The 15,757-nt window shown below is 35.6% G+C and carries 14 protein-coding genes; all 14 read left to right on the plus strand.

Annotated elements, in window-relative coordinates:
• Positions 1 to 103: 103 nt before the first annotated feature.
• The 14 genes from BW964_RS18475 to BW964_RS18540 all read left to right on the plus strand — a co-directional run bounded on the left by BW964_RS18475 (position 104) and on the right by BW964_RS18540 (position 15,301).
• Positions 104 to 1,171, plus strand: a complete 1,068-nt coding sequence (locus BW964_RS18475) for a formimidoylglutamase (RefSeq protein WP_076509435.1) — start codon at positions 104 to 106, stop codon at positions 1,169 to 1,171.
• Between the two features lie 11 nt (positions 1,172 to 1,182).
• A complete protein-coding gene (locus BW964_RS18480) occupies positions 1,183 to 1,959 on the plus strand; it encodes an SGNH/GDSL hydrolase family protein (protein ID WP_076509437.1) in 777 nt (258 codons plus the stop codon).
• Entirely contained in the window at positions 1,956 to 2,942 is a 987-nt protein-coding gene (locus BW964_RS18485; protein ID WP_076509439.1) for a glycosyltransferase family 2 protein, read from the plus strand. Before BW964_RS18480 ends, BW964_RS18485 begins: the two co-directional genes overlap by 4 nt.
• Positions 2,943 to 3,058: 116 nt before the next feature.
• On the plus strand, positions 3,059 to 4,186 hold the full coding sequence (locus BW964_RS18490) for a glycosyltransferase family 4 protein (protein WP_076509485.1): 1,128 nt from the start codon (positions 3,059 to 3,061) through the stop codon (positions 4,184 to 4,186).
• A 26-nt stretch (positions 4,187 to 4,212) separates the two neighbouring features.
• Positions 4,213 to 5,052, plus strand: a complete 840-nt coding sequence (locus BW964_RS18495; RefSeq protein ID WP_076509442.1) for a polysaccharide biosynthesis/export family protein — start codon at positions 4,213 to 4,215, stop codon at positions 5,050 to 5,052.
• Between the two features lie 2 nt (positions 5,053 to 5,054).
• Positions 5,055 to 7,553: an exopolysaccharide transport family protein gene (locus tag BW964_RS18500; RefSeq protein WP_076509444.1), complete on the plus strand. Its 2,499-nt coding sequence runs from the start codon at positions 5,055 to 5,057 to the stop codon at positions 7,551 to 7,553.
• A 213-nt stretch (positions 7,554 to 7,766) separates the two neighbouring features.
• Positions 7,767 to 8,657 (plus strand): type IX secretion system protein PorG, encoded by an 891-nt coding sequence (gene porG / locus BW964_RS18505; RefSeq protein WP_076509446.1) that lies wholly within the window; start codon positions 7,767 to 7,769, stop codon positions 8,655 to 8,657.
• A 5-nt stretch (positions 8,658 to 8,662) separates the two neighbouring features.
• The gene (locus tag BW964_RS18510) at positions 8,663 to 9,412 is read left to right on the plus strand and encodes an isoprenyl transferase (RefSeq protein ID WP_076509448.1); all 750 of its coding nucleotides are present in this window, start codon (positions 8,663 to 8,665) and stop codon (positions 9,410 to 9,412) included.
• 27 nt (positions 9,413 to 9,439) lie between these two features.
• Complete coding sequence (gene bamA / locus BW964_RS18515) at positions 9,440 to 11,977, plus strand: outer membrane protein assembly factor BamA (RefSeq protein ID WP_076509452.1); 2,538 nt, start codon at positions 9,440 to 9,442, stop codon at positions 11,975 to 11,977.
• 9 nt (positions 11,978 to 11,986) lie between these two features.
• Positions 11,987 to 12,547 (plus strand): OmpH/Skp family outer membrane protein, encoded by a 561-nt coding sequence (locus tag BW964_RS18520; protein ID WP_076509454.1) that lies wholly within the window; start codon positions 11,987 to 11,989, stop codon positions 12,545 to 12,547.
• Between the two features lie 68 nt (positions 12,548 to 12,615).
• The gene (locus BW964_RS18525) at positions 12,616 to 13,119 is read left to right on the plus strand and encodes an OmpH/Skp family outer membrane protein (RefSeq protein ID WP_076509456.1); all 504 of its coding nucleotides are present in this window, start codon (positions 12,616 to 12,618) and stop codon (positions 13,117 to 13,119) included.
• Between the two features lie 63 nt (positions 13,120 to 13,182).
• Positions 13,183 to 13,668, plus strand: a complete 486-nt coding sequence (locus BW964_RS18530; RefSeq protein WP_073335675.1) for an acyl-CoA thioesterase — start codon at positions 13,183 to 13,185, stop codon at positions 13,666 to 13,668.
• Positions 13,669 to 13,755: 87 nt separating this feature from the next.
• Complete coding sequence (gene rfbD, locus BW964_RS18535; protein ID WP_076509458.1) at positions 13,756 to 14,619, plus strand: dTDP-4-dehydrorhamnose reductase; 864 nt, start codon at positions 13,756 to 13,758, stop codon at positions 14,617 to 14,619.
• 1 nt (position 14,620) lies between these two features.
• Positions 14,621 to 15,301, plus strand: coding sequence for a hypothetical protein (locus tag BW964_RS18540; RefSeq protein ID WP_076509460.1), 681 nt, complete (start codon positions 14,621 to 14,623; stop codon positions 15,299 to 15,301).
• Positions 15,302 to 15,757: the final 456 nt, after the last annotated feature.

The raw sequence follows: 15,757 nt of genomic DNA on the forward strand, positions 1-15,757 counted from the left end.
ACAAAAACGCCACAGCATATCAACTTGCTGTGGTTTTTTTGTATGTTTGTTCGGTAAAAGCAATTAATAAATTAACCCATTCTCAAGTTTTCAGATTAAAAATATGGATTTTGAAGATTTTATCATTTCACCAAGGAATTTCAAAACAGAAAGCTGGCAGATTGGCAGCAGGATCACAAAAGATATAAAAGAAGACAGTATTGTTCTTCTCTTTGTTTCGGATTATAGAGGAGCGGGCGGAGATGCGGAAGTACAGGATTTTACAGCAGTAAGAAAAGAGTTTTATAAACTTTCACAGCTGGATTTTGAAATTCCCATAGTCGATCTCGGAGATCTTGTTTCCGGGAAATCTGTTCAGGATTCCCATTATATTCTACAGGAAGTTTTGTCGGCATGCCATTACAAAAGAGCGCTTCCGGTGATTATCGGAGGATCTAATGATTTTGCTTTTTCGCTATTTTCAACATTGAATTTTCATAAGAAAAATATTAACTATACTCAGATCAGCAATATTATTTCTCTTCAGCAGGGCGAGGAGATCAATGAGCGTACTTTTTTAGGAAAGATATTAGGATCAAAGAATTTCTCGATCAAAAATTATCATCATCTGGGATATCAGAAACATCTGAATGAAGCAGACTCAATAAGGTTAATCAAAGATGTTGAATTTGATATCATTCGTCTGGCCGAAATGATGAATTCTACGGAAAAGACAGAACCGTTTTTCAGAAAAACAGATTTGGTAACACTGAATTGTGATGCTATTGAAAGTTTCAACGAGCCTTTTTCTATGAATGCTCAGGTGAACGGATTGAACAGGAGGGAAATATGCGCCTATATGAAAGAGATAGGATTGAGCGAAAATTTAAAATCCGTAGGGGTTTTTAATTATAATATTTATTCTGAAAATCAGCTCAACCACCAGCTACTGGCACAAATGATCTGGTATCTGATTGAAGGGATCAATATTCAGCGGTCCCATCCCAGAGAAAGGCATTACGAATTGTTCTACGTTTTGATCGATGAAGACCAATACGCTTTCAAAAGAGATACCTTCAGTAATTTATGGTATTTTGGAGATGATGATAATATAGAAAACTGTATTCCATGTTCCAGGAGAGATTTTGAAGAAGCCAAAAGAGGAACGCTTAATCCCAGGCTGACCTTTTAAGTATACACAAGATGAAAAAAAAATTAGTATTAAGTATTGTTCTATTGACCGGAGTGTTCTGTATAGGATATTTCTGGAATAAATACTCCTATGCCGGGGAAGAAAAATATTTTCCCTCAGACACAAAAGCGGAAACCGGTTTACAGATTGGTATTATTGGAGACAGCTGGGTGGTTCGTCAGAATCTTGATTCCCTTCTGCAAAAAAAGCTTTTGGATAAAGGAATTCAGGCAGAGATCTACTCGTCCGGAAATCCTGGAGCTACAACCAAAAGGATCTACGGAAATCTTTTCAAAAAAGAAGGAGAAGAGTTTTCTTCCAAAACCGTCATTGAAAAAAAACCGGATTACTGTATTGTAATTGCAGGGGTCAATGATGCTGCAACCCATGTTGGACCTGATTTTTATAGCCATCACATGATGATGATCATTAAAACGTTGCAGCATTATCATATCAAACCTATTATCGTTTCTCTTCCTGAATTTGGAGTTGAAGAAAACTTTAAAAACAAAAATATGATAAGTAGTCTCAGCAATAGAAGTGCTGAATTGTTTTTAAATAAAGGGGAAGAATTTAAAATACCGGATTACAGAAATACTCTGCTGAAAGACTTAAAAGCGAACGGACTGGATAAAAATAGCGTCATTTTAAATTTCGATGAAGTAAGTGAGGATTATGAAAAAGACAGGAATTTATACGCAGATCCCCTTCATTTAAATAAGCAAGGATATCAGAAATTCAGTGAATTTTTAGCAAAAGGAATCGTTAATTTAGTACCAATAAAATGATGGTTTCAATTATAGTTCCTGTGTATAATGTAGAGAATTATCTTGCTCAATGTCTGGATTCTCTGGTTAATCAAAGTCTTCAGGATATTGAGATTGTCCTTGTTAATGATGGAAGTAAAGACAGTTCTGGACATATCATGGAAGAATATGCCCGGAAATTTCCCGGAAAGATAAAAGCTTTTCACAAAGAGAATGGAGGTTTAAGTGATGCCAGAAACTTTGGGATAGACAAATCTTCAGGAGATTATATAGGATTTGTAGACAGCGATGATTATGTCGGGGAAACCATGTTTGAAGAAATGGTCTCCCTCGCAGAAAAATATGAGGCCAAAATGGTCATCTGTAATATCCAAAAGGTAGATCAGGAAGGAAAAATTACCCAGAAACTGACCCAGATTCCGAATATGCCGGAAAGAATAGCGCTGGAAGATCATTTTTCGGTTTTTGCAGATCTCAGCTATTTTGCGTGCAATAAGCTATTTAAAAAAGAACTTTTTGCTCATAAAAGGTTTAAGACAGGCGTTCATTTTGAAGATATTCAGCTCATACCACAGCTTATTCTGGAGTGTAAGATTCTGGCTCAGACTCAGAATTTTCATTACCAGTATCTGGAGCGTACAGATTCTATTACAAAAACACATACAGAAAAAGGGCTTGATATTCTGAAAGCAGTAAAAGATGTGGAATCCATATTTGAAGAATCAGAATATTCTCATCAAAAGAATGAGCTGAAAAACTTTCAGATTTTTGAAGGAGTGTATTCTTTTCTGGCTTATGTGGCTTTTGTAAAGAACGAAGAAATATTCAATAAAATGGTTGATGAATTGGCTGTTTTTATGAAGGAAAGAAAAATAAAAATTCAAGATATATTGAGCTATAGTCGTTTTGGTAAGAATTATCTTTTATCTTTGCCGTTGAAAAAAAAGATTTTTTATCTGTTGTTTTTTGCGGGACAAAAAAAACTGATAAGAAAAATGTTATAACACAAATGATAAGTACAATTATTTCGGTCATTACTAAAACTTTGACAGAAGTCCTTTTATAAGACAATGTAATAAGTTTTATTAGAACAGTAGATGATGTGCTTGAAAAAAAAAGAATGAAAAATTTTGAATTGTTCTTAAGCGAATCAGGAATTTCTATTTTTTACGTGAAAATAGGATTCGGTTTTCTGTTCGCTTTTTTAATCACCTTTTTCTCTATCCCCACCATTATTAAAATATCCAGAAGAAAGAATCTTATGGATGAACCGGGGATAAGAAGCTCTCACCTCAGGAAAATTCCCAATCTTGGAGGGATTGCCATTTTTTACTCGATCGGGATCACAGCATCGATTTTTGCTTATGAACTCTTTGATCTTTATAAATTTTTATTTGCTTCATTAATTATTCTCTTGTACATAGGGGTAATGGACGACATTGTCGTAATGAGGGCTTATAAGAAACTTGTAGCACAGATCGTCGTATCATCACTCGTTGTAATAGGGTCAGATATCAGGATCAGAAGCTTGTTTGGCATCTTTGGAATATACGAACTCGGCTACGCAGTCAGTATCGTATTCAGTATCATTACTTTTATTGTTTTAATTAATGCATTCAATCTCATTGACGGGATAGACGGCCTGGCAGGAGGGTATTCGGTAATATGCAGTGGGCTCTTCGGAATAAGCTACTACAGACTTGGCGAATACAATTATCCCTTAGTTGTTTTGTCTGCAATAATTATAGGGACTGTTCTCGCATTTTTGTATTATAATCTGTCAAATTACAGGGCCAATAAGATATTTATGGGAGATACCGGATCGATGCTTCTTGGTTTTCTGCTGGCTTTTACATCCATATGCTTTATTGATATTTTTATAGATAAAGAGCTTCCCAATGTTCCGAGGTATCACCTCCAGTCTGCACCCGTTGTAGCAGTAGCTATTCTTATTCTGCCCATTGTGGATACCCTCAATGTAATCATTATAAGGCTTTGCAACAAAAAATCACCTTTTGATGCCGATAAAAACCATATCCATCACAAACTTCTAAAACTAGATCTTACGCATAGACGTTCCACATTTTATATCATTGTTTATTATCTTATGATCGTAACAGTTGCTTACTATTTAAGGCATATTAATATAAATCTGCTCTTATTGATTGTAGTTTTACTAGGTTTTTTTGGAGCTTATCTACCTGATGTGATTTATCGTTTACGAAATAATAAGAAAATATCAATTTAATTTTTACTTTTGCAAAACATTCAAACATGATGAAGAACTTAAAGTATTTATTTTTACTATTACCCTTTTTTATTACATCCTGCATCACCAAAAAAGATGTAAGGTATATGCAGCCCAGCGAAAGCCTGGTAATCAATGAAGAAGGACTTGTTCCCTACAATATTCCTACATACAGGATTACCAAGAACGATATACTTAATCTTAATGTTGTAACCACTCCCAAGGGAGATGCAGCTCAGTTTTATTCATCTCTGAACTCATCGGGAGCAGGCAGCTCTTCATTGATGAGTACTGGCGGAGGATCCGGTGCAGGAGGGAATATGAGTTTCTATTTTAACGGATTAAAAGTGGATTCGAAAGGAGACATCAATGTATTCGGAATAGGATATGTGAAAGCTGAAGGAAGAACCCTGGAAGAGATTACCCAGGAACTTCAGGAAAAAGTAAATGAAAATTTTCAGGAAGGGAAGGCTGAAGTAAGGCTCAATACAAACGGGATAACGTATTATATTCTGGGAGACGTAGAAACAACAGGTCTTTCCGGAGAAAAAGTAGTACACAAAAATACTCTTACTATCACTGAGGCATTGGCTATTAACGGAGGTCTGAACAGAACGATAGACAGACAGAATATCGTTATTCACAGAAAATTACCGGAAGGAATCAAAATAGCAAAAATAGACCTTACACGCGAAGATATCATGAATTCGCCTTACTATTATGTGCAAAACGGTGATGAGATCTATCTGAATACCAGAGGAAAGAGCTTAAACGGATTTGGAAAAGATCCAATACAGACCTTAACGACTGGGGTATCGGTGATTACCACGGCATTATCAATTTACTTGCTTCTTAAAAACCTTTAACCATGATTCCAGAGAGAGACACCAAAGTAAGTAAAAACGAGCCCCAGAAGGATAAGTATGGATCGTTTGCATTATTTGATATAGAGCATTTTCTCAGAAGAATATTAAAAAACTGGTACTGGTTTGTATTGATGCTGTTTATCGGCTATGTCATTTCGTGGGTATACAGTAAATATTATGCACAAAGCATTTATTCTTCAAACCTTTCTTTAAGTATATCAAACAATACCTCGAGCTATTTCACACCAAACCAGTCAATCAATTTTATCTGGGGCCAGAATGGAAACCAGGATGGGGTTTATCTTAAGAAAATGCTATTATCAAGATCTCACAATGAGTTTCTTGTAAAAGAGCTTGATCTGTTCGTGAATTACTCTACCAAGGGGATTATCAAGTCAACATATATTGATAAAACAGATTCGCCCATCTTTTTACAGGTCGATAAAAAACATCTTCAGCAGATTAATTATCCCATTACTTTAATTCCAAAAGGAAAAGATGCCTTTGAAGTTGTGCTGCCTGAAGAAGGACAATCGACCAATCTATATAGTTACGAATCCGAAGGTTTTCAATCGATTAACGGATATAACAGACCAGCAAATAAAATTGTCAGTATCAACGAATGGTATAACGCCCCTAATCTTAGATTTAGACTGCTGAGAAATACAGAGACGCCTAAAATAAAAGTAGATAATATTATCGTAACTCTAGGTTCTGTAAATCAGAGTGTTAATGATATTGTGTCTACGATAGGTGTAGAATTTGACAAGGAGATTGGGACTATAATGATTATTAACAAAAAAGGATTTAATCTGAATAGTACTGTAAATTTCTTAAATAAATCGGTAGCCGAACTACAGAAGAAAAGACTGGCCGACAAAAATATTGTTAACAAGAACACAGATCTTTATCTTCAAAACAACGTAGATAATATCCGTAAAAAACTGGATTCAAGTGCAGCGGTTCTAAACTATCTGAAAACTTCTGAAAAACTTTATAATATCAAAGACAGAGATGAAAAGTCACTGGATAAAATAAAAGAGCTTGAAGGAAGAAAAGCAGATATTGTAAGTAAACTCAGTTCTCTTAATAATATCAAAAATACCCTGCAGGCTCAGGATTTTGAGAAAATGATCAGTACAAATGCTGCTGGTTTTGAAGATGGTTTCTTCTCTGCCTCTGTGACAGAGCTTAAAGCTTTATATGCAAAGAAAAGAGAAATGGCAATGATCTATAAGCCAAATTCTGAACCTATTAAAGAAATAAACAGACTTATTGCCGAAGCAAGAGCCGGATCTTCAGGTACTTTGAGAAATTATTATACAAAATACTATGATGAGATCAATAAAATAGATCAGCAGGTAGCAGAGGCCAATGGTGATTTGAATTCTTATCCAGAAAAAGAAAGAAAGTATCTTGATGCAGAAAGAGGATACAGCATGATTGAAGCTACCTACAACAGCCTTTTGGGAAGACAGAACGAAGCACAGATGAAGGTGGCCACCAACCAGTCTGATATTACCGTAATAGATCCGGCAAAGAATCTGGGACAAGGTCCGATAGGGCCGAATGTAAAGGCAATGAAGATGGGCATCATGACCGGTCTATTATTGCTTCCGTTTTTATTTATTCTGATCGGGGAAGTATTGGATAATAAGATCCGAAACATTAAAGAATTGTTGAGTGCAACCAAGATTCCGCTTCTTGGCGTGATTGGAAATAATAGTAACGAGAATATGCTTACTGTTTTAGAACATCCGAAATCATCAGTTTCAGAGGCATTCAGAGGAATCAGAGCTAGCATGAGATTTCTGATGGAGAACAATAGAGAAGATGGCAAAGGAAAAACTATTTTGGTCACTTCATCCATTGGTGGAGAAGGAAAAACATATATTTCCATCAACTTAGCTTCAGTAATAGGGCTAAGTGACAAAAAGACCATTTTGCTTGGGATGGACCTTAGAAAACCTAAAATCTTCGGAGATTTTAAAATTGATAATAAATATGGTATTTCAAACTATCTTACAGGAGAAGTAGAAATCGAACAAATTATCAATCATACCAACATCCCGAATCTTGATGTAGCTACTTCCGGACCCATTCCTCCCAATCCTTCAGAACTTTTGATGAGTCAGAGAAATATCAAATTTATTGAAGAGCTGAAAGAGAAATACGATTTCATTATTATAGATTCTCCGCCAGTAGGTTTGGTCGCAGACTCTTATGAACTGATGAAGTATTCTGATGCCAATATCTATGTTGTACGTCATGAATATACTGAAAAGTATATGCTGAAGATGATCACTGAGAAGTATCATAATGAAGAGATTAACCATTTGGGTCTTATCTATAATGACTATAATACAAAACAAGGATATGGCTATGGTTACGGATATGGCTACGGCTATGGTTATGGATATTTTGATGAAGATAAAAATTATGAAGAACCGTTATTGATTAAAATACGAAATAAGGTACAGGCAATATTTAATAAAAAATAGCGTTTTAAACCCTCAGCAAATGGGGGTTTTTTTATACTGTCAGTATTTGGAATCTAAGGAAAAAAGAATATTTTTGGCACTTTGCCGTTTACTTTATAACAAATTATGTTTTTTTGTTTATTTTTAACTATACATTAAGAATATCATTAATATAAAAATGTTTTATATTTGCAAAAATTAAATTTTAAAATAACCATAAATCCATATTCTTTTATGAATAAAAAATTATTGTTTAGCTTTCTTGCCTTCCTTGGAATGGTAAGTGTTAAAGCACAAAGAAACGAATTGGGAGTTCGTCTAGGGATGAGTAACCTAGTTGGGGACGTAGGGAGGACCAATTACATTTTACAAAAGCCGTTGGATTTAGACAGAGTGTCAGAATGGGGATTCCCATTTTATGGAGGTTTATTATATAGATTTAATTTTAATCCGCATCAGACCGTTCGGGTGGACCTAGGGTATAACCAGATCCAGTTCAGCGATAAAGCTGCGAAAGAAGAATATAGAGTGAATAGAAATTCATATGGAAAAAACAACGTATACGAAACCAGCTTAATGTTCGAATACAACTTTTTTCCTATCAATAATGAGCAGGTAAGCATGGTGAGTCCATACATCTTCGGAGGTATCGGGGCTTTAATGTTTGATGCTCCTAAAGCTAATCTTGTCAACGACTTCAGAAGAGATGCAGACGGAGTAGCACAGGCTCCCCTTAACGAACTGGATTTTACAAGCACACCACAATATACAGTAGGAAAAAAAGTAACCATGCATATCCCTTTTGGGGTAGGTTTAAAATATAAGTTCAACCATAACTGGTCTATATTTGCAGAAGCTACATTTAGATATACATTAACAGACCAGTTGGACCACAGCAGGATTATGCCTAAAGATGTAACCTCCAGCTTTAATGGAGATATCCTAGACCCTTCTACCGGAGGTTCGCTTTTGCAGTCAGGAAACTATTATGCCGTCTCTAAAGAAAGAGAACAGGAACTTATTAACAAAAGAAATATAGGGGATGAAAGGTCCAAAGATTGGATGAATACTTTTAGTTTAGGACTGAGCTATTCATTCGGAAGACCTCCATGCTATTGTGATTAATTAATATGTCATTGATTAAAGATAAAATAAATTCTGAGAATTTACCGAAACACGTCGCCATCATTATGGATGGCAATGGAAGATGGGCAAAAACTCGTGGCGAAGAAAGAACCTTCGGTCACAAGAATGCCATTAATGCAGTAAGAAATGCCATTAATGCCTGTAATGAGATTGATATACCTTATTTAACACTGTATACATTTTCTTCTGAAAACTGGAGCCGTCCCGCAGATGAAGTAAGTACACTGATGAATCTGCTCGTGGAAACTTTATTGCTGGAAGCTGAAGAAATTTTCAGCAAAGGCCTCAGAATGCATGTGATAGGGAATTTGCAAAAGCTACCCCTTCTGGTGAGGGAACAGCTTGAACGTGTAGTAGAGCTTACCAAAGAAAACACAAAAGGGAACCTGGTATTAGCCATAAGCTATGGCGCACAGAATGAAATTGTAGAGGCTGTAAAAAATATCAGCACTGATGTGAAAGAAGGAAAAGTTGATGTTGAAAATATTGATGAAAAACTATTCGAAAGTTATCTTTATACAAAAGATTTCCCTCCTGTAGACCTTCTGATCAGAACGAGCGGTGAAATTAGAATAAGCAATTTCCTTCTTTGGCAGATTGCTTACGCCGAACTACAGTTTTTAAATGTCCTATGGCCGGATTTTACAAAAGATATCTTCTTCCAGTGTATTGTTGATTATCAAAATAAAGAAAGAAGATACGGATTAACTGGCGATCAGATAAATGCCCAATAAATTTAAAGAAAAGAAAGACTCGATAAAATGAAGTTTAGACTATTACCCATCATAATGTTTGCTGCTTCGGCGCATTTTTATGGACAAGTAACTCCTCAGGACAGCACTAAAGTAAATAGTGCAGTACATGCCGAAAATGAAGCAGGAACTTACACTCTTAAAGACATTGTTGTAGATGGGGTAAAAAAATATACGCCAGCACAGATCTTACGATTTACGGGCTTAACAAAAGGCGAAGTTGTAGATATTCCAGGACAAAAAATCAGCAACGCTGTTAAAAAGCTTTGGGATACCCAGTCTTTTTCAGAAGTTGAAGTATATGTTCAGAGTATTGAAGGGCAAACCATAATTTTAAGATTCTACCTGGAAGACCTTAAAGAACTTGGAGAAGTAAAATTCACAGGTAAAGGTATTGGTAAATCTAAAAACGAAAAACTGGTGAAAGACAATAATCTGAAGCCGGGAACAAAGATCACCCAAAACCTGATCTCTGGCCTTAAGACTAAAGTTCCTAAGGATTATGTGAAAAAAGGTTTTGCTGATGCTAAAATTACCATCCAGGATAAGGTGAATGCAAATGATCCCTCTATGGTAGACTGGACGATCAATGTAGAAAAGGGCAAAAGAGTAAAAATTGACCATATCGAATTTGAAGGCAACCAAACGGTTACCGATGCACAGCTTAGAAAAAAAGCTTTCAAAGAAACCAAACAAAAAAGATTTGGGATCGGTGGAATTTTGAAATCTTCAAAATTTATTGAAGAAAAATATCAGGAAGACAAACAAAATCTTGTAAGCTATTATAACTCTTTGGGATATAGAGATGCGACCATCGTTTCCGATTCTGTATGGAGAAATAAAAGAAATAACTACGAAATCAATGTAAAGCTTAATGAAGGGAAAAAATATTATATCGGAGATGTGACATTCACCGGAAATACGGTTTACCCTACAGAATATTTACAGAGATTATTAGGATATAAAAAAGGAGATATCTACGATGCTGTAGGTTTTAACAAAAAAGTCGGAGAAGACGGAGGTAAAGAAGACGATTCAGATATCAAATCTATGTATATGAATAACGGTTACCTTTTCTCTAATATTACTCCAGTAGAAAAATCTGTATCCGGAGATGCTGTAAATCTTGAAATCAGAATTAATGAAGGAGAACAGGCTACATGGAACAAAGTGACCTGGCAGGGGAATACTACGACCCATGACCATGTTGTACTTAGAGCATTGAGAACAAAACCAGGACAGCTTTTCAAAAAAACAGAGATTAAAAGAACGTATTTTGATCTGGCGGGGATGTCCTTCTTTGATCCGCAGCAGGTAGGTCAGGATATTCAGCCAAATCAGCAGGATAATACAGTAGATATCAACTGGAAACTCGTTGAAAAAGGGTCTTCCCAGGTGCAGCTACAGGCAGGTTACGGGGGTAACAGCTTTATTGGTACCTTAGGACTTACCTTCAGCAATTTCTCTTTGAAAAACTTCCTTAAGTTTAAAGACTTTAAGCCTGTACCTCAGGGAGATGGGCAAACCTTATCTATTCAGGCGCAGGCTGGACAGTATTTCCAAAACTATGGGGTTTCATTTACTGAACCTTGGTTATTTGGAACCAGACCTACTGCCCTTTCGGTAAGTGTGAACACTTCACGGGTAAAATACAATGACAGTAGTGGAGGTAGCCAGAAGCTTAATATCTTCTCCGCATCAGTAGGTCTGAACAGATTACTGAACTGGCCGGATGACTATTTCTCATTATACACCGGAATCCAGTACCAGAATTATAAATTCAGTAACTATCCATTCCAGTTTGGAGATACTACAGAGTATTATGGGGATGCCAATAACTTAAGTCTTAACTTAGGTTTAAGCAGAAACTCAGCAGGGATTGACCCTATTTTCCCGACAATGGGTTCAAATATCGAAGTATCTGCGAAGATGACTGCACCTTATTCATTGTTCAGCAATAAAGATTATTCTACAATGTCTCCGGTGGATAAATACAAGTGGATGGAATTCTATAAAATCAAGTTCAAAGCTGACGTCTACAACGAAGTTGCCGGAAAACTGGTATTGAGATCTTCTGCTGAAATGGGATTCATGGACGGATATAACAAAAAACTTGGTGCTCCGCCATTCGAAAGATTCTATGTAGGAGGAACAGGTTTATTTGGAGGTAGATATGACGGGCGTGAATTAATTCCTTTAAGAGGATACGAAAACGCTTCTACATATGGAGGAGAATTGGATGATATCACCCAAAGAGGGGGAGGTACAATCTATAACAGATTTACATTAGAATTAAGATACCCAATCTCAATGAACCAGACCGCTAAAATTTATGCTCTTACCTTTGCTGAAGGAGGGAACGTATGGAACTCATGGAGTACCTACAACCCGTTCCAGCTGAAAAGATCAGTAGGTGTTGGGGTCAGAGTATATATGGGAGCTTTCGGTTTGATCGGATTTGACTTTGCTTATGGATTTGATAAGACCGTTTCCGGAACAGAACCATCCGGATGGAAGACTCACTTCCTGATGAATCAATCATTATAATTCATACCTATGAAAAACTTTAAAATCATTTTCACATTTGTATTTTTACTGCTTTTCGGGTTCTCAAATGCCCAGAAAATAGGAGTGGTAGATACGGAGTATATTTTAAATAAATTACCTCAGTACAAAGAAGCCGAGGCAAGATTAAATTCGCAAATCGATACATGGCAGTCAGAACTTCAAAATCTGCACTCCGAGTACGAAAGAAAAAAATCTGCATTTGAAAGTGAGAAAGTATTGCTTATTGGTGACCAGCTTAAGCTTAGAGAAAAAGAAGTTGTAGATCTGGATAAAAATATCAAAACAACCACAAGCTTACGTTTTGGAGCCAATGGCGAAATTACAAAACTAAGAACCAATCTGGTTGTACCCTTTCAGGATCAGATCTGGGGTGCTGTTAAAACAGTGTTTGAAAAGAATGGATTAGGCATAGTTATTGATAAAAGCAACACTAATGTTATTATCCATCAGCCTAGATATGATTATACAGAAAAAGTATTGGATGTCTTATTAAAAGGATCAAAAGGATCTGATAAAAAAGAAAAGACTAGTAGTAAAAGTAAAAAGTAACTTTTTTAAATTAACTTTTACCTAAAATTAAAATCTAAAAACAAATTAAATTATTTATTTTACCAATTATGAAAAAATTAAGTGTATTATTTGCCGCGGTAATAATGGTTGTATCGGTAAGTATGGCAAAAGCTCAGAAATTAGCTACTGTAGATTTGATGGGGGTGCTTAATGCAATGCCTGAAAAGAAAAAAGCAGATACTGATATTAAAGCTTTCTTAGATGCAAAACAAGCTGAAATCAAGAAAAAAGCAGACGCAGGACAAGCTAAGTTGAAACAGTACAGTGAGGAAGCTCCTAAGAAAACAGCTGACGAAAACAAAGCTAGAGAAGCAGAATTACAGAAAATTCAGGAAGAAATTGCTCAAATGCAGGATAAAGCTCAGAAAGATCTTCAGGCTAAGCAGGATGTTGCTTTCGGACCTATCGAGAAAAAACTGAACGATGCTATCGAAAAAGTAGCTAAAGCTAGCGGATATGAATTCATCATGGATGCAAACTCTGCAGCATTGGTTTACAAATCAGGTGCAGATGCTACAGCTGCTGTTAAGAAAGAATTAGGCATCAACTAATAAATTAACAAAGTTTTATAAATTAACCGTCTCTTTTAGGGGCGGTTTTTTTATTTTTGCGCTATGGAAAGAGAAGTATCAACAACCGTAAAAGTAAGGTTCAGCGATTGTGATCCGATAGGGCATTTAAATAATGTGAAATATCTGGACTATATGTTCAATGCAAGAGAAGATCACGTAGAAACATTTTACGGATTCACCTACGAAGAATATACCAAGAAAACAGGGTGCACCTGGATTGCCATTCAAAACGAGATCGCTTATTTAAAAGAAGTACGATACAATACTCAGGTCGTCATCAGCAGCAAGACTATAGAAATACAGGACAGAACAGCCAAAGTAGAAATACTGATGAAAAGTCTGGATGAAAAAACAGTTCATGCCGTATTATGGGTGACTGTAATCTATTTTAATATCGCAACAAGAAAATCTGAAGTTCATCCCGAAGATATAAAAGAGACTTTCCATAAGTTCTTTGTAAATCTGGAGCAAAAGGATTTCCAGCCAAGAGTAAAGTACTTAAGATCTCAGAACGCAAAAAATTCTTAATCAGGCAACGAAGGAAAATAATCTTTTTCGATGAAAGTATATATTTTCTTTAGCAGTACCTTTGATAAGTAAATAATAAAATTACAGATGAAAAAAATAGCAGTAATAGGAAGTAACGGACAGTTAGGTAACTGTATCAGAAAAATTGCCCCTGACTTTGAAAATTCCTACGAATTTATATTTACAGATTCTCAGACCTTAAATATTACAGATGAAGATCAGATCAATGATTTCTTCTATGATAATAAACCTGATTACTGTATCAATGCTTCAGCCTACACAGCAGTTGATTTGGCTGAAAAAGAAACGGATAAAGCATTTGCGGTCAATGCCGACGGAGTAGGATACCTTGCTCAGGCGTGTGCAGATCATAAAAGTATTCTGATCCACGTTTCTACGGATTATGTATTTGATGGAGATACAAATCTTTCCTACTCAGAAGATGACTTTACCAATCCAAGCGGAGTATACGGAAAGTCAAAAAGAAAAGGAGAAGAACTGGCTTTAGAAATCAATCCACAAACGATTATTTTGAGAACCTCATGGCTCTATTCAGAATTTAATAAGAATTTTGTTAAGACCATGTTGAACCTCTTTTCTCAAAAAGAAGAATTGGGAATTGTAGCCGACCAGTTTGGACAGCCGACCAATGCCAATGACCTTGCTGAAGCAATCATGAATATTATAAATACCCCGAAAAAGACTTTTGGTATTTTTCATTTCTCAAACTATCCGGAAACCACCTGGTTTGAGTTTGCAAAAAAAATTGCAGAATTTTCAAACGCTTCAGTAAAGTTAAATCCATTAACTACAGATCAGTATCCTACTCCTGCAAAAAGACCCGCAAGAAGTACCATGTCTTTAGATAAAATAGAAGAGATTTATAAAGTAGAACCGAAACATTGGGAAAATAGCCTGGAAGAATCTGTCAAAATACTTACACAACAATAATATGAAAAATTTAGCAGTTGCCTTTTCTGTATTATGTGTCCAGCTGTGTTATGCACAGAATGTATACCTTTCAAAAATTGAAAAAACACATGACAATAAAGATAAATTTCTTTATAAAAAAGCTGAAACGATAACGGGGGCTGAATATTTGGGCGAAATTGAAGTCCAGGGATTTTCAAATGATGATGCAGCTGTTTTTTCTTTAATATATAAGAAAGCAAAAGAAATAGGAGCTAATACATTTTCATTTAAACCTTTTGAAAATATAAATGGCATTCCCCAACCGATCAATCCTGCAAATTATAAAATGGCTCTGTATTATACACCCAAAGAAAACTTAGCAGGTCAGAAAGGAATGCTTTACATCTTTGCTTCGTCAGACAAAGATCAAAAAATTAATATCAATAAAAAGGATTATGTCCTGACTCCAAGATCTTATCTTACAAAAGATATCATTTCGGGAGAAGTGTATACCATATCAACAAAGAAACTTTTGGGCGCCACCATTAGAGTTCAGGCAAAAAATCATGATGAAAACCTCTATTTTCAAGTTTCATCTGCAAAAGTGAAATCAGATACTTCCGGAACAGGGGGGTTAAATTTAAAATCCGGTGATATTATTGGATTAGAAAGATCCTACGCCGATTTTTTAAGCCTTATCTATGTACAAAATAAACAGTAGACCTGTTTTTACATAAAAACATCATTTAAGATTAAACATTAGTTTAAATTTTTCTCTCTGCCTACCAGCAGTTTATGCTCCAATATGACGGAATGGTAAATTTTATGTTAAATAAGTTTGTTTTGCGTTATGATAAGTTGTTATCTTTGCCCCACTGAAAAACGCGAGTTATCCAGTAGCACAGAAGAGCTTTTAGATAAGCAATAGTATTTAAGAACCGCTTTTAATAAGATAAAAAAGAGCTTACAAATTTTTAGAAATAAAAGTTGTGGACGTTAAAAATTTTCTTATCTTTGCAGTCCGGTTAAACGGAGCGCAGAAGCAGTAAGGACAGATGTTTGTAGAGGGATTAAGGTTACTAAAAAAAACTTTAAATTTTCTTTGGTAAACATTTTGTCAGTTAGAAATAAATACTTACTTTTGCAACCGCAAATAGGGAACAGAACGACAGAAAAG

The organism is Chryseobacterium shigense, from assembly GCF_900156575.1.
GTDB lineage: Bacteria > Bacteroidota > Bacteroidia > Flavobacteriales > Weeksellaceae > Chryseobacterium > Chryseobacterium shigense.

What these genes read in the sequence shown, in the direction of transcription:
- BW964_RS18530 (WP_073335675.1), top strand. Translation starts at nt 13,183, where the DNA reads ATGGAAAGAGAAGTATCAACAACCGTAAAAGTAAGGTTCAGCGATTGT.
- BW964_RS18510 (WP_076509448.1), top strand. Translation starts at nt 8,663, where the DNA reads ATGTCATTGATTAAAGATAAAATAAATTCTGAGAATTTACCGAAACAC.
- BW964_RS18490 (WP_076509485.1), top strand. Translation starts at nt 3,059, where the DNA reads ATGAAAAATTTTGAATTGTTCTTAAGCGAATCAGGAATTTCTATTTTT.
- rfbD (WP_076509458.1), top strand. Translation starts at nt 13,756, where the DNA reads ATGAAAAAAATAGCAGTAATAGGAAGTAACGGACAGTTAGGTAACTGT.
- BW964_RS18540 (WP_076509460.1), top strand. Translation starts at nt 14,621, where the DNA reads ATGAAAAATTTAGCAGTTGCCTTTTCTGTATTATGTGTCCAGCTGTGT.
- BW964_RS18520 (WP_076509454.1), top strand. Translation starts at nt 11,987, where the DNA reads ATGAAAAACTTTAAAATCATTTTCACATTTGTATTTTTACTGCTTTTC.
- BW964_RS18480 (WP_076509437.1), top strand. Translation starts at nt 1,183, where the DNA reads ATGAAAAAAAAATTAGTATTAAGTATTGTTCTATTGACCGGAGTGTTC.
- porG (WP_076509446.1), top strand. Translation starts at nt 7,767, where the DNA reads ATGAATAAAAAATTATTGTTTAGCTTTCTTGCCTTCCTTGGAATGGTA.
- BW964_RS18525 (WP_076509456.1), top strand. Translation starts at nt 12,616, where the DNA reads ATGAAAAAATTAAGTGTATTATTTGCCGCGGTAATAATGGTTGTATCG.
- BW964_RS18485 (WP_076509439.1), top strand. Translation starts at nt 1,956, where the DNA reads ATGATGGTTTCAATTATAGTTCCTGTGTATAATGTAGAGAATTATCTT.
- BW964_RS18475 (WP_076509435.1), top strand. Translation starts at nt 104, where the DNA reads ATGGATTTTGAAGATTTTATCATTTCACCAAGGAATTTCAAAACAGAA.
- BW964_RS18500 (WP_076509444.1), top strand. Translation starts at nt 5,055, where the DNA reads ATGATTCCAGAGAGAGACACCAAAGTAAGTAAAAACGAGCCCCAGAAG.
- BW964_RS18495 (WP_076509442.1), top strand. Translation starts at nt 4,213, where the DNA reads ATGATGAAGAACTTAAAGTATTTATTTTTACTATTACCCTTTTTTATT.
- bamA (WP_076509452.1), top strand. Translation starts at nt 9,440, where the DNA reads ATGAAGTTTAGACTATTACCCATCATAATGTTTGCTGCTTCGGCGCAT.